Origin of the sequence: Pseudomonas sp. (genome assembly GCF_049590575.1) — a bacterium.
Lineage (GTDB): Bacteria > Pseudomonadota > Gammaproteobacteria > Pseudomonadales > Pseudomonadaceae > Aquipseudomonas.
Genome location: NZ_JBAWDE010000220.1, coordinates 1 through 13,279, shown reverse-complemented (window position 1 = coordinate 13,279; position 13,279 = coordinate 1). Strand labels below are relative to the sequence as shown.

At 60.0% G+C, this 13,279-nt stretch carries 10 protein-coding genes; 5 read left to right on the top strand and 5 right to left on the bottom strand.

Translation table 11 applies throughout. From position 1 onward, the window contains the following. The coding region (locus WBR57_RS14690; RefSeq protein ID WP_424084439.1) for an ABC transporter permease at window positions 1–1,531 on the top strand (1,531 nt) is incomplete at its 5' end. Between the two features lie 46 nt (window positions 1,532–1,577). Here the strand turns inward: WBR57_RS14690 and WBR57_RS14685 are convergent. From WBR57_RS14685 to WBR57_RS14675, 3 genes are all read right to left on the bottom strand, one after another. Then, entirely contained in the window at window positions 1,578–2,465 is an 888-nt protein-coding gene (locus WBR57_RS14685) for a hypothetical protein (protein ID WP_424084438.1), read from the bottom strand. Between the two features lie 179 nt (window positions 2,466–2,644). Then, window positions 2,645–5,620 carry a hypothetical protein gene (locus WBR57_RS14680; protein ID WP_424084437.1) on the bottom strand — a complete coding sequence of 992 codons (2,976 nt, stop codon included), beginning with the start codon at window positions 5,618–5,620 and terminating at the stop codon, window positions 2,645–2,647. Window positions 5,621–6,062: 442 nt separating this feature from the next. Continuing rightward, window positions 6,063–6,740, bottom strand: coding sequence for a helix-turn-helix transcriptional regulator (locus WBR57_RS14675; protein ID WP_424084436.1), 678 nt, complete (start codon window positions 6,738–6,740; stop codon window positions 6,063–6,065). A 309-nt stretch (window positions 6,741–7,049) separates the two neighbouring features. On the opposite strand from WBR57_RS14675, the gene WBR57_RS14670 reads away from it, so the two are divergent. The 4 genes from WBR57_RS14670 (at window position 7,050) to WBR57_RS14655 (ending at window position 11,181) form a co-directional block, all read left to right on the top strand. Then, window positions 7,050–7,640 carry an antibiotic biosynthesis monooxygenase gene (locus tag WBR57_RS14670; protein ID WP_424084435.1) on the top strand — a complete coding sequence of 197 codons (591 nt, stop codon included), beginning with the start codon at window positions 7,050–7,052 and terminating at the stop codon, window positions 7,638–7,640. Beyond that, complete coding sequence (locus WBR57_RS14665; RefSeq protein WP_424084434.1) at window positions 7,637–9,475, top strand: amidohydrolase; 1,839 nt, start codon at window positions 7,637–7,639, stop codon at window positions 9,473–9,475. Before WBR57_RS14670 ends, WBR57_RS14665 begins: the two co-directional genes overlap by 4 nt. Window positions 9,476–9,502: 27 nt before the next feature. Beyond that, window positions 9,503–10,120 (top strand): isochorismate family cysteine hydrolase YcaC, encoded by a 618-nt coding sequence (gene ycaC / locus WBR57_RS14660; RefSeq protein WP_424084433.1) that lies wholly within the window; start codon window positions 9,503–9,505, stop codon window positions 10,118–10,120. 179 nt (window positions 10,121–10,299) lie between these two features. Further along, complete coding sequence (locus WBR57_RS14655; RefSeq protein WP_424084432.1) at window positions 10,300–11,181, top strand: LysR family transcriptional regulator; 882 nt, start codon at window positions 10,300–10,302, stop codon at window positions 11,179–11,181. Here WBR57_RS14655 and WBR57_RS14650 read toward each other — a convergent pair. Beyond that, entirely contained in the window at window positions 11,168–12,205 is a 1,038-nt protein-coding gene (locus WBR57_RS14650) for an AraC family transcriptional regulator ligand-binding domain-containing protein (RefSeq protein WP_424084431.1), read from the bottom strand. The genes WBR57_RS14655 and WBR57_RS14650 overlap by 14 nt on opposite strands. 1 nt (window position 12,206) lies before the next feature. Beyond that, complete coding sequence (locus WBR57_RS14645) at window positions 12,207–13,121, bottom strand: GGDEF domain-containing protein (RefSeq protein WP_424084430.1); 915 nt, start codon at window positions 13,119–13,121, stop codon at window positions 12,207–12,209. Window positions 13,122–13,279 lie beyond the last annotated feature (158 nt).

Below are 13,279 nucleotides of genomic sequence, written 5' to 3'. Positions count from 1 at the left end.
GAGCCAGCTGTCCGGCGGCCAGCAGCAACGCGTGAGTATCGCCCGCGCCTTGATGAACGGCGGCGAAGTGATCCTCGCCGACGAGCCCACCGGCGCCCTCGACACCCACAGCGGCAAGGAGGTCATGCGCATCCTCGCCGAGCTGCACGCTGCCGGGCACACGGTGATTATCGTCACCCACGACCCCAAGGTGGCGGCGAATGCCCAACGGATTGTCGAGGTTTGCGATGGCGAAATCGTCAGCGACAAGGCCAATGACAGCGTCGGCCTGGCGTTGCCTGAAGAGGCGCCACTCGAACCGCGACGCAGCGGCGCCCGGCGCCTGGTGGCGAGCCTGGGGTTGTTCAAGGAAGCCTTCAATATGGCCTGGGTCGCGCTGGTGTCGCACCGCATGCGCACCTTGCTGACCATGCTTGGCATTGTCATCGGCATTACCTCGGTGGTGTCGATCTCGGCCATCGGCGAGGGCGCCAAGCGCTATGTGCTCAAGGACATCCAGGCGATCGGCAGTAACACCATCGATATCTTTTCCGGCACCAGTTTCGGCGACAGCCGCGCCTCGGCCATCGAGACGCTGATGCCGTCGGATGTGGAGGCGCTGAACCAACTGTATTACGTCGACAGCGCCACCCCGGTGGTGGGCCGCAACCTGTTGCTGCGCTTTGGCAATATCGACCTGGACGCGCAGGTCAACGGCGTCAGCGAGCGTTACTTCAAGGTCAAGGGCCTGAAACTCGAGGCCGGAATTGCCTTCAGCGAAAGCGATGCACGGCGCCAGGCCCAGGTGGTGGTGATCGACCACAACACCCGGCAACGCCTGTTCGGGGCGAATATCGACCCGCTCGGCCAGGTGATCCTGGTCGGTAACCTGCCGTGCACGGTGATCGGGGTCACGGCCGACAATAAAAACATGTTCGCCGCCAGCAAGGCGCTGAACGTGTGGGTGCCGTATGAAACAGCGGCGGGGCGCCTGTTGGGCCAGCGCCACCTGGACAGCATCACCGTGCGCATCAAGGACGGCCAACCGAGCAAAGTGGTAGAGGAAAACGTCAACAAGCTGATGCTGCAACGCCACGGCACCAAGGATTTTTTCACCAACAACCTCGACAGCATCATGCAGACGGTGCAGAAAACCAGCCGCTCGCTGGCGCTGTTGCTGTCACTGATCGCGGTGATTTCATTGCTGGTGGGCGGTATCGGCGTGATGAATATCATGTTGGTGTCGGTCACCGAACGCACCCGTGAAATCGGGATTCGCATGGCGGTGGGGGCGCGGCAGTCGGATATCCGCCAGCAGTTTCTGGTGGAGGCAGTGATGGTGTGCCTGATCGGCGGGTTGATCGGGATCTCGCTGTCCTACGCCTTGGGCTTTGTGTTCTCGGTGTTTGTGAAGGAGTGGGAAATGGTGTTTTCCCTGGGCTCGATCATCACCGCGTTTGCCTGCTCGACGCTGATCGGCATCGTGTTCGGCTTTGTGCCGGCCAGGAATGCGGCGCGGCTGGACCCGATTGAGGCGTTGGCGCGCGATTAATCGCTGACGCCCAGAGGGGCGTCAGCAATCAAGCTGACGCAGCCAGTTACCCAGCCTGAGTCTTCAGCTTGTTTTGCATTTCTTTAAACAATGAGGACAGCACTGCCAGCCTGGATTGAATGCCGGTGGTGCGGCTGTTTATGTCGTCTTGCAGCGCACCGGTGGACGCTAATTGAAATGGAATACCCAGCTTTTTTGCTGCGTCCCCAATCTCCTTCTCAGCATGACTGACCATGTCCTCAAGCGTGTCCAGGCGCTCGTCGTCGGTTTGCGCGGACCATTTCTGGCTTGGGTACATAGTGGGCTGGCCATGCAGCTCATTCCACGTATTGAATACCTTGAAAACGTCATCCATGCTGAGTTGGACCGCAGGCGCTGCCGGGTTAAGCCATTGGTTAATGGGCTGGTTAGCCGTATTGATTATGATGAAGGCAGTAATCGTAGCGGGCAGGTTGGCTAACAGGGCAGTAGTGGCAGCGGTCTTCAAAGTATTTTTGAAATGAAACGGTGCCGGTGCCGCTGCGTCGGCCTTAACCAATGCTTCTGAGTTCTCCTTAAGTTTGCTTGAAGAGAAAGGCTCAACTTCATTGCCGTTGACGCGTCCAGAGACGGGTTGATCAAATAACGTGTCGCGCATGCCGATATCTTTACGCGCTTGTAACGCCTTTTGGTGTTTGGCCCGGTATTCGATCATGTCGGGGGAAAGCTCTTCAGGCGGCGAGTCTGCCGATGTTCTATGGCCACTCGGTTGCCCTTTGGAAGTGAAGTGTTCAACCTCTTTGTCGAGAGCTTTTTGATCAAATGCACGAGCGCCTGTACTCGAGGTAGAAGCATGTGAGGGGTTGTTAATTGACAGGGTTTTTGACGGAGGGGGTGAATCTTGCCTTTTAAAAATCCCAGTGAAGTTGTTCAGGGTGTCACCAATACGCGCCATAGTCTTTACCTTATCAATAATTTTAAATAGGAAAGCTATCCGTTTCTCTCTGGTTATCAGTGGTGAGCTTTTCTCAGTGCGTTCCCGGCTAGTCATATAATTTTACAGCTTCTTGTTGCGCTTGAACTGGGTTGGAGTGCAGTGAGAAGAGGGTGCGGTTTATACCGGAAAAATCAACATTAGTCCGGATGAAAGATACCAAACTGCGCAAGTTGTATGCCGTAGGGGAACTTGGTTGCCGTGTTGTACGCGTACCAGCTGCCTTTTTTAAATATAGCGACCGTGGGGTGCCATCGGTGATCAACCGCTGATAGGTGGAAACCCTTGGTGATGTCGTTTTCTTTGTAGATTTTGCTCGCGTTGTAGTGCCCGAAGTGGCCTTTCAAACGCGACAGTAAGTCTTCTCCGGCGCGTGTCAGATATTTAACATCTTTATAGCCAGCGGCCGCCGCTTTGTTTAAATTTTTTGTAATGTTATGGATGTCGGTAGTACCCAGTGACTCCCCGGCACCGGCGAGAAGGCCGTTTCGGATTATTTGCAAAGTGCTTTTTCCGCCCCTGAATCCCTTGCGTGCAGCCAATGCGCCAGGAATGATGAAACCCAACAAATCGAAGCCGATTTCAAAAAAAGCACCTGAGACGTTGCCATTAATTGCGTTCTGAATACCGTCGTAGAACGGGATCAGACTGAGAAATAGCTTTTTCAAGTTTTCGTCAAGCGCGTTGCCCTTCTCCAATTCAGTCATCCCTCTGGATTGCAGTTCAAGCGCGTCATAGTCGTCGGTAAAAAACGTACCCGGAGTCAGACCTAATGTGCCGTTCCGTTTGGAAAAGTAGGTGCCGGGTAAGGGCGCGCTATCGTCGGGTGAGTGATGATGATCATTCACGGGGCCGACACCCGAAAATAAAATCCGCCCCGGAGTGGGGGGCTTTTTTTCGGGCTCTCCAAAATAAACGCTGTCGTCGATTTTAAACACGGAGCCTGTGGGGTTGAATCTCGAATTCCAGGGTGCTGGAGGGGCAATCGGGAGTTTCTTCGGCAGGCCGTCGACCTTGTAAAGTTTTCCTGAGGTCGGAGCATAAGTGTAATAGTTGACGTGGCCATTGCCTTTGTCCGCCCGCATGAGCAGCGCATGTTTGCCATTAAGTTTCTTGGTGTCCTCGGCACTGTAGGGTTCAGGATGGACGGGGCGGAATTCGCGTCCGTGAGCAGTACGGGTCTTTTGCCGACTGAACGGACGGCGTAAAGTATAAAAGCTAACACTCGACTGATTGATAAAGTCACGTTCATCTTCAGGCAGTAACGACAGCTGGTACTTGAACTGAATGGCTATCGCATTTTCATGAGACTTTCTGTATTTCGCAAATTCGGCAGCGAACGTAGTTGATATGTCCGGATCAAGTTTAGAAAGGCGTGATGCGATCGCATTAAAAGGAAGCTTTGCTTTGTCATTGGACTCCCACCCCTCTGGATCAATAGGGCCTGTCATATAAACGTCCAATAATGAAACGGGCGTGTGTCTGACCCATGGGCGTTCCAGAACTTCCAGTGTGGGATCGATGTCAGGGAGCACCCGTTTCAATTCCGCCAATGCCAGCGCTTTCCGAGTGGGCGCCGGCGTACTCAACGTGATACGCGCCCACTCAAGTTCTTTCATCTGCTTATCGAATGCGTTCAATGCAAGCGTGAAGTCAGGAGCGGGTTCAACAGGCGGCGAGCTACCTTTGATAATTCCGTTTGCGACACCCCAGGCAATCAGCGGATTGTGCGCGATCACACCCAGTTGGTCGTCGGTTTGCAGTGAGTCAGACGGTGCATCCGCGAAGGCCATGACTTGGCTGAACGTCATATTGGCCAGCGCGCCGGGCACTTGCTGATTAATGCGGGCGGCGCCGATGGCGAAATTTGTCCAGGTGTGGGAACCAAACACCAGATTGGGCGGCACATCTTTAACCAGGAGTTCCGGGGCAGCGGCTGTAAACAGCAGGCGTGCCGCGATCGGTGCGCCCTCAACCCCGGCGATCGTTTCAAGGTGGGCAGTAAAACGCCTGACAATCTCAGCATGGGAGGCGCCAGCATTGTCCAGGCTGTACAGGTTGTAGCCTGCCAGATTGAACGGTGACTTGTCGGCACCGGCACTGAGCTCATGTGTAATCGCGGCGCTCACGCTTTCGCTTGCGCTGGTCGGCGAATCGAGTTGCTTGATGACCGACTGTATGGCTTGCCCCAGCGCCAACGCCTCAGGTGATCGAATCAACTGATCCAACGCCGCCGCGGGATCGTCTCGGATAGCCAGCCGAGTGCTCTGTGGAAGAAAGTCCATCAGCCTGTTCAACAGCGGGGCTCTACCGGGGCCCGCCTGTGTACGCGGCGGTTGATCTGCGTGTTGTGCCAGCCATTGTTTTACCACGCTGTCGAGCCGGCGCCGCGCAGTAGCACCCAACAACCCCGTCAATGACACGACCCCGCCCGACTCCGCCTTGGGCGCGCGATGGGCTAAATCGAACGACAGCGTAAACGCCAGGCCGTGCGCTTGCTGGCTATTGATCGGTACTTTGTTGCCTTGATATCTCAGGTGGTCCGCGAGGCTCATCACACTGCGCTGCGTGCGTTGGAACAGGCCGGAGCGAGGGTCGATGGGTATCTGGACCTGGTCCAGATCAATACGCCCGTTCACGTCGTCGGCCTGGGACTTGAGCGCGGTGATGGTTGCATGTCGATCAGCGGCGTCCCCCAACGCCTGCTCTTGCTCGCACAGGGCTTCCTCGGAGCGCGCCGAGGCATAGCTCTGCGGCATCTGAAAGCCTGGGTTTTCCTTCAATTGCCTGAGGCGAGCAGCCGCCTGGGCGGGCGTCGGGTTGACCGGCTCACCATAAAATTGCGCGACGATGTTCGCAGGTATTTCATCGTCTCGCCCATACCAGGGGAAGCGGATTTCCTGGCCAGGTTCAGGGGCGAAAAGCGTGAGGGTCGACATCAGCGTGCGCGACACGTCGGACCATCCCGAGTCGTCCGACGCGGAGAATGTTTTCAGTTTGCCTTCCACGTAGCCCGTGATCTCCCCGCGAGACGGGACGAAGGTGAGTGAACTTGTGTCGAGCTTTTGCGCTTTGATCCACTCCTGAAAATGTGGGTCAAGCAACGCGTTGTCCATCGCGATATACCAACGCGCCAATGTGGAGTCCGGGTGCACCTTGACGTTGGGTGGCCGTATTGAGGGTCTGTAGGGCCCGTTGCCCAATGTCTTTGCGAACGCCTGCGCCACCTGCGCGTCCCCTGCGCTGCGTTGCTCTTGAGCTGATCGCGCAGGGGGGGCGGGGGGAGTCAGGGGCAGTGCGACCGTATCAAGCGTCGGCGGGGGCTGTACGAGGGGCTGTGTGGGGGCGGCGAGTGACGCGATATTCATAACTGACCTTCAGAAGCGGATAAAGATACTCATGCAGTGGCTGCAGTACCGATATCAACTCAGTGGTCATTAGATAAAAAAAGCTCCGCCGGGTGTTTACGACTCATTGCAGAGTCACCACGTCGCCTGTCTTCAACGGGTAAAACAGCGCCCACAGTGCAGGAGCAATCAGCACTGCAAGCGCGGTTTTTCAGAGAGGGGCAGTGGCTCCATCCTCGCTCGAGTACATCCATCGCAACAATGAATGCCGCCCGCTGATGCCCAGCTTGATCGCTGCGCGTTTCAGATAGCTCTCGATGGTGTTGACCTTCAACGCCAGCTGCTCCGCCAGTTCCGGGGCGGTACGCCCGGCCAGCAGGCCTACGCAGACTTCCAGTTCACGGTTGGACAAGGTCAGCCCCGATTGCACCAGGCGTTCTTCAATGCGTCGGCGCAAGGTTTCAATGCCCTGGTGTTCGGCAGGCACGAAGTCGCTGTCCTGGCGGCACGGCTGGATCGCGGTGATGTGTTTTTCCACCAGCGGCAACAGCAAGGTGGAAAAATCCTGCAGCATGCTGCGCTCCTGAGGCGAAAAATTTTCCGACTGGTGCGAGCGGTACACCGAGAGCACGTAGCGCACATCGTCCTTGTGGCGTGTGAGGTGCAATTGGGCGGCGGGTAGCTCCACGCCCAGTTCCACCGCCGAATCGGTGTAGACCGGGCTGATCTTGCGCCGGGTCTGGCCTTCGCAACTGACCCGCAGTTGCGTGATATGCGTGGCGTCCACTGCCAATTGGGTGAGGATGAGGTCATGCAGCATGCGTGGGAAGTGGCGACTGCCGGTGCTGGCGATGACCTTGCCTATATGTGGGAACAGGTGTGAGTTCATCAATTCGTCCATGAGTTTCGGGTGCAGGAACCTATGCTAGTACAGGCTGGCGGCACGATGGGGATCCAATCTGGAGAAAACCCGGTTAAATCTCCTACAGCCCGTGTAAGCCCTATCTCACAGCATGGGTTTCGCTCAGGGGGGCGGCAGGCGTGTACATACCCGTTGCTGCGGTAATGGCGGCTAATGGTTCCGCCGTTACCACAGCAACGGATATGCCCCCCCAAACAGCACGTACATCCAATTTTCCCACCCCCATACCCGCCAAACTCCCCTCATCGCTGATAGCTCGAAGCAGAGGGACACACCATGGACCCAGCATCCAAGACCGGGCCCGACGAAGTCGTCACCCTGGTCGTCAAACACTTGATCAAACAAGGCCTGGAAGCCGACTACGAAGCCTGGCTGCGCCGCATCGTGCGTGTCGCCGGCGAGCGCCCTGGCCACCTTGGCGTCGACGTCGTGCGCAGCAAGCAAAACGGCCTGGCGCTGTTCACCTGTGTATTGCGCTACCGCTCCACCGACGCCCTGGAAACCTGGCTCGATTCCCCCGAGCGCAAAACCCTGATCGCTGAAGCCGCGCCAATGCTGGCCGACGGCGACAACACCGAAATCGGCGGAGCCAATGAATTCTGGTTCACCCCGCAAACCGACAACGCCGCCAAGCCGCCGCGCTGGAAGCAGGCGGTGGTGACCCTGTGTGTGATCCTGCCGCTGACCCTGCTGGTGCCGATCGTCTGGGGCCCGATCCTGCGCCTGCATCCGTTCCTGTCCAACTACGTGGTCGCCACCTTCCTGGTCACCGTGACCATCGTGGTGCTGGTGGTTTACCTGCTGATGCCGGCGGCCACCCGTCTGTTCGCTCCCTGGCTTGAAGCCTCTGTAAAGGAAACCCTATGAACGCCGATCTGATTCTGTTCAATGGCCAGTTCCACACTGTGGACCGTGAAAACCCGCGCGCGACCGCCGTCGCTATCAGCAATGGGCGATTCGTCGCCGTCGGCACTGACGGCGAGGCCATGGCCTTGCGCGGCAGTGGCACCCAGGTCATCGACCTCAAGGGCCGCACCGTGATCCCGGGCCTCAACGACTCGCACCTGCACCTGATCCGGGGCGGGTTGAACTACAACCTCGAGCTGCGCTGGGAAGGTGTGCCGTCCCTGGCCGATGCCTTGCGCATGCTCAAGGACCAGGCCGACCGCACGCCAACCCCGCAATGGGTACGCGTGGTCGGTGGCTGGAACGAATTCCAGTTCGCCGAAAAACGCATGCCGACCCTGGAAGAACTCAACCAGGCGGCGCCGGACACCCCGGTGTTCGTGCTGCACCTGTATGACCGCGCCTTGCTCAACCGCGCGGCGCTGCGCGTAGCGGGTTACACCAAGGACACGCCGAACCCACCGGGCGGCGAGATCGTGCGTGACAGCAATGGCAACCCCACCGGCATGCTGGTGGCGCGGCCGAACGCGATGATCTTGTATTCAACCCTCGCCAAGGGCCCGAAACTGCCCTTGGAGTATCAGGTCAACTCGACCCGCCAGTTCATGCGTGAACTCAATCGCCTGGGCCTGACCAGCGCCATCGACGCCGGCGGCGGTTTCCAGAACTACCCCGATGACTACGCGGTGATCGAGCAACTGGCCAAGGATGAGCAGTTGACGGTGCGCATCGCCTACAACCTGTTCACCCAGAAGCCCAAGGAAGAACTCAGCGATTTCAAGCACTGGACCGGCAGCGTCACCCTGCACCAGGGCGATGACTACCTGCGCCACAACGGCGCCGGCGAGATGCTGGTGTTCTCCGCGGCCGACTTCGAAGACTTCCTCGAGCCGCGCCCCGACCTGCCATTGACCATGGAACAAGAACTGGAACCGGTGGTGCGCCACCTGGTGGAGCAGCGCTGGCCGTTCCGCCTGCACGCCACCTATGACGAATCCATCTCGCGCATGCTCGACGTGTTCGAGAAGGTCAACCGCGACATCCCGTTCAATGGCTTGCCGTGGTTCTTCGACCATGCCGAAACCATTACCCCGAAAAACATCGAGCGGGTGCGCGCCCTGGGCGGCGGTATCGCGATCCAGGACCGCATGGCGTTCCAGGGCGAATATTTTGTCGAGCGCTACGGCGCCAAGGCGGCCGAAGCCACGCCGCCGATCAAGCGCATGCTCGCCGAAGGTGTGCCGGTCGGGGCGGGCACCGATGCCACGCGGGTGTCGAGCTACAACCCGTGGACCTCGCTGTACTGGATGGTCAGCGGCCGCACCGTGGGTGGCCTGGAGCTGCACGCCGAAGGCCTGCCGCGCCTGACGGCGCTGGAACTGTTCACCCATGGCAGCGCGTGGTTCTCGTCCGAGCAGGGCAAGAAAGGCCAGATCAAGGTCGGCCAGCTGGCGGACGTCGCCGCACTCTCGGCGGACTTTTTCAGCGTCGATGAAGAAGCCATCAAGTGGATCGAGTCGGTGCTCACCGTGGTCGGCGGCAAGGTGGTGTACGGCGCCGGCGATTTTGAAGATTTCGCACCGCCACGCGTGCCGGTGCTGCCGGACTGGTCGCCGGTGGTCAAGGTGCCGGGGCATTGGCGCCCAAGCTCACCTCTGCAAGCTCAAGTTCACCAGTGCAGCGGCCCGTGCGGCGTGCATTCCCACAGCCATGAAAAGGCGCGCCTCTCCAGCGTGCCCGTCAGCGATTTCCAGGGTTTCTGGGGCGCGTTTGGCTGCTCGTGTTTTGCCTTCTGATTTCACTACCCCTAAAGGAGTTACCCCATGACTTACTCGCGCTTGAACAAAGATGACGCCGTGGTGCTGTTGGTGGATCACCAGACTGGCCTGATCTCCCTGGTGCAGGATTTCTCGCCCAACGAATTCAAGAACAACGTGCTGGCCCTGGCGGACGTGGCGAAGTTCTTCAACCTGCCGACCATCCTCACCACCAGTTTTGAAGCCGGCCCCAACGGCCCGTTGGTGCCAGAGCTCAAGGCACTGTTCCCGGACGCGCCGTACATCGCCCGCCCTGGCCAGATCAACGCCTGGGACAACGAAGATTTCGTCAAGGCGGTCAAGGCCACCGGCCGCAAGCAGATCATCATTGCCGGGGTGGTGACGGATGTGTGCGTGGCGTTCCCGACCCTGTGCGCACTCGACGAAGGCTTCGAGGTGTTCGTGGTCACCGACGCCTCCGGTACCTTCAACGAAACCGTGCAACAAGCCGCCTGGGCGCGCATGACCGCCGCCGGTGCGCAATTGGTCAACTGGTTCGCCGTGGCCTGCGAGCTGCAAGTGGACTGGCGCAACGACATGGAAGGCCTGGCCAACCTGTTGTCGCCGCGCATCCCCAACTACCGCAACCTGATGAACAGCTACTCGGCGTTTACGGCCAAGTAACCGGTTTTCAAGCCTGTAGGTGATCAATGTGGGAGGGGGCTTGCCCCCGGTTGCGGTGTGTCAGTCTCAGTATTGTTGACTGATGCACTGCTATCGGGGGCAAGCCCCCTCCCACATTTGGTTTGTGGTGTGGTCTCTGACAGGCTATAAACCAGCCAAATGTCCACCGAGAAGCGACAATGAACCCCTTTGAAGACATGCGCCTGTTCTGCCAGGTCATGGAGTCCGGCAGCTTCACCGCCGCCGCCGAACAGCTGGGCCTGTCCAAGCAGTTCGTCAGCCGCCGCCTGATCCAGCTGGAAGACCGCCTGGGCGTGCGCCTGCTCAACCGCTCGACCCGCCGCCTGGACATCACGCCCCTGGGGCAGAGTTACTACGAATCAGCCTTGCGCCTGCTTGGTGAAGTCGAGCAAGTGGAGCAGGGCATCGCCGGCCAGAACAGCGAGCCACGCGGCACGCTGCGCCTCAGCGCGCCGTTGTCGTTCGCCATGGCGCACCTGGGCTGCCTGTTGCCGCTGTTCCTGCAGCGCCACCCCCAGGTTTCGGTGGAGGTCGACCTCAGCGACCGCCCCGTGGACCTGATCGGCGAAGGCTACGACCTGGTGCTGCGGATCGGCACTCTCGAAGATTCCACCTTGATCGCGCGCCGTATCGCCAGTATTGCGCGGGTGTATTGCGCCAGTCCCGAGTACCTGGCCGTGCGTGGCACGCCGCAAAAACCCGATGACCTCGCCGAGCACGACTGCTTGCCCTACGGCCATGGCCGCCAGGTGCAATGGCGCTTCAAGGGCAAGGTGCAGGCGCTGAATGTCAGCGGGCGCATGCGCGTCAACAACGGTGAGCTGTTGCGCGATACCGCGATTGCCGGATTGGGTGTCACCTACTTGCCGACCTTTATCGTCGGCGACGCCTTGCAAGACGGGCGCCTGGTCACGGTATTGGACGATTTCGCCCCCGAAGCCCTGACCCTGTCGGCGGTGTACCCACAGCACCGGCAAAGCTCACGGCCGGTGCAGGCGCTGGTCGAGTTCCTGCGCGAGCGCCTGGCTAGCGGCTGTTGAACAGCTGGCGGATCAGGTTCGGCGTGCTGCCGGTCCAGCGTTTGAATGAGCGCCGGAAGTTGGCCGCGTCGTTGAAGTTCAGGTACGCCGCCACTTCCTCATTGCTGTAGCCCTTGACCTGGTACAGGTGCAGCGCCACCTGCTTGCGCACCCGGTCGACCTGTTGTTGAAATCCGGTGTGGTGTTTTTGCAGCTTGCGCTTGAGCGTCGCCGGGCTCATGGCGAAGGCCTGGGCAGCCTGTTCCAGGCTGGGCGGCTGGCGCACCTGGTCGTGCAGGTAGTCGTAGAGCGCGTCGAGAAAACTGCCGGCGAAACCCAACTGCTCGATCTGCTCGCAGGCCTGGCGGCGCGCGACCTGGCCGGCGGTGGCCGAGGCCCCAGGCCAGGCACGGGTCAGGTATTCGCGCGGGATGCTGAGCATGTCCAGCGGGCGCTCGAAACGCGTGCCTTCGCCCAGATGCACCCAATATTGCTCGACGTAACGCGGTTCGGCATGGCTGAAACTGCAGGCCCACGGCAGGCGCTCGCCGCTGAGCCATTGGCTCATGGCAACCAGCGAGGTCATGCTCGCCTCCAGCAGAAAGCGCCAATGCTCACCGGCCCCGCAACTGTCCAGCCAGTACAGGTAGGCGTGGTGCTCGTCCAGCGCCAGTTGCAGGGTCGCCAACGGGCTGAGCAGCACCTGCTGCTGAATCAGGATTTCCAGGGCCTGGTGCAGGTTTTGCGCGTGGCCGAGGGCATGGCTGGCCGCGCCGTAATAGCCCGGCAACAGGCGCTGGCCAAACAGGAAGCTGCTGTCGTCGGCGTCGAGTAATTTGCGGCTGTTGCCGATCAGCCCGAGAAACTGCTGCGGGCTCAAGCGGGCGTTACCGGCCAGGATGTCCTCGTGGAACAGCCCGGTGCCGCGCAGCAGGCGATGGCTGTCGATGTCGCGGGACAAGGCCAGGTCGATCAGCGTGGCCGGTTGGTAATGCCCTGGGATGAAGCGCGTGTCGCTTTCATACCAGCGGGTTTTAACGGCCATCTCAGGCGCTTTTCGCGAGGGGCTGCTTGGCCCGGGCCAACGCCAGGTTCAGGCGCTTGAGCAAGTCGTGGGGTGGCTCGTCCAGGGCCATCACTACCGCGGTGGTCGCCGCCAGTTGCAGGCGCTCACCGTGCAGCCGGGTTTTGTGCGCCAGGCCGCGGACCGCCTGTTGCAACTCCAGCGCAAGCACCTGGGCCTGGCGCTCGCCGGTGTTGGGCAGCAGCACCACAAAGCGATCGCCTGCCAAACGGCACAGCAAGTCCTGACGGCGCAGGTTGAGCAACAGCAAGTGGCTGAGCGCCTGCAGTACCGCGTCGCCCTCGGCATGCCCATAGGCCTGGTTGATGGCGGCGAAGTTGTCCAGGTCCAGGGCCAGCAGCGACAGCGGTTGCTGCTGCTCGAGGCTGTCTTGCAGGCTGTCGGCCAACTGGCGCTTGAGGTAATCGGCGCCGGCCAGCGGCGTGAGTTTGTCGAACAGCCGATGTTCGCGAAACAGCCGTTCGCGCTTTTCCATTTGCGCGCTGATCGCCAGTTGTTCGCGGTGCCAGTGGTAGATGCCGATGGTCAGCAGGATCATGCCCACCGGCATCGGCCCGGACTCCAGCCAGTGGTCCCAGGTGATGCTGTCGGGCAGGCGGATAAACTCGTCGAGGCTGTCGATCCACCAGGAAAAAAAGATGCACGACAGGCCGAGCGCCAGGTAGTTGGTGACACGCCCGGCGGGGCGGCTTTTCAGCACCAGGCCCAGCCAGACCAACGCCAACAGCGCCGAACCGCCCTCGCCGAAGATATCCAGCCAGACCCATTCGCTGACGCTTTTCAACTCGCCGCAGGCCAGGTGCAGGATCAACCCGAGGTTGGCGGCGATCAGCAGCAGGGCGAGTTTCCAGCGGTGGGGTTTGAGCACGGAAAACATGGCCGCGAATCCTTGGGCAAATGAGCGATGGGCGCCAGCACAGCAGATCGATGTGACGGTTGGATGACGGCGGGGGTGGGTCGAATCAGCTCATGTGATAAATAAATTTTCGTGCCGAACGCCGAACAAATGTGGGAGCGGGCTTGCTCGCGAAAGCG

Bases quoted from the DNA above. Each gene is read 5' to 3' on its own strand.
- WBR57_RS14680 (WP_424084437.1), bottom strand. From the start codon at position 5,620: ATGGACAACGCGTTGCTTGACCCACATTTTCAGGAGTGGATCAAAGCG.
- WBR57_RS14655 (WP_424084432.1), top strand. From the start codon at position 10,300: ATGAACCCCTTTGAAGACATGCGCCTGTTCTGCCAGGTCATGGAGTCC.
- WBR57_RS14685 (WP_424084438.1), bottom strand. From the start codon at position 2,465: ATGGCGCGTATTGGTGACACCCTGAACAACTTCACTGGGATTTTTAAA.
- WBR57_RS14675 (WP_424084436.1), bottom strand. From the start codon at position 6,740: ATGAACTCACACCTGTTCCCACATATAGGCAAGGTCATCGCCAGCACC.
- WBR57_RS14650 (WP_424084431.1), bottom strand. From the start codon at position 12,205: ATGGCCGTTAAAACCCGCTGGTATGAAAGCGACACGCGCTTCATCCCA.
- ycaC (WP_424084433.1), top strand. From the start codon at position 9,503: ATGACTTACTCGCGCTTGAACAAAGATGACGCCGTGGTGCTGTTGGTG.
- WBR57_RS14665 (WP_424084434.1), top strand. From the start codon at position 7,637: ATGAACGCCGATCTGATTCTGTTCAATGGCCAGTTCCACACTGTGGAC.
- WBR57_RS14645 (WP_424084430.1), bottom strand. From the start codon at position 13,121: ATGTTTTCCGTGCTCAAACCCCACCGCTGGAAACTCGCCCTGCTGCTG.
- WBR57_RS14670 (WP_424084435.1), top strand. From the start codon at position 7,050: ATGGACCCAGCATCCAAGACCGGGCCCGACGAAGTCGTCACCCTGGTC.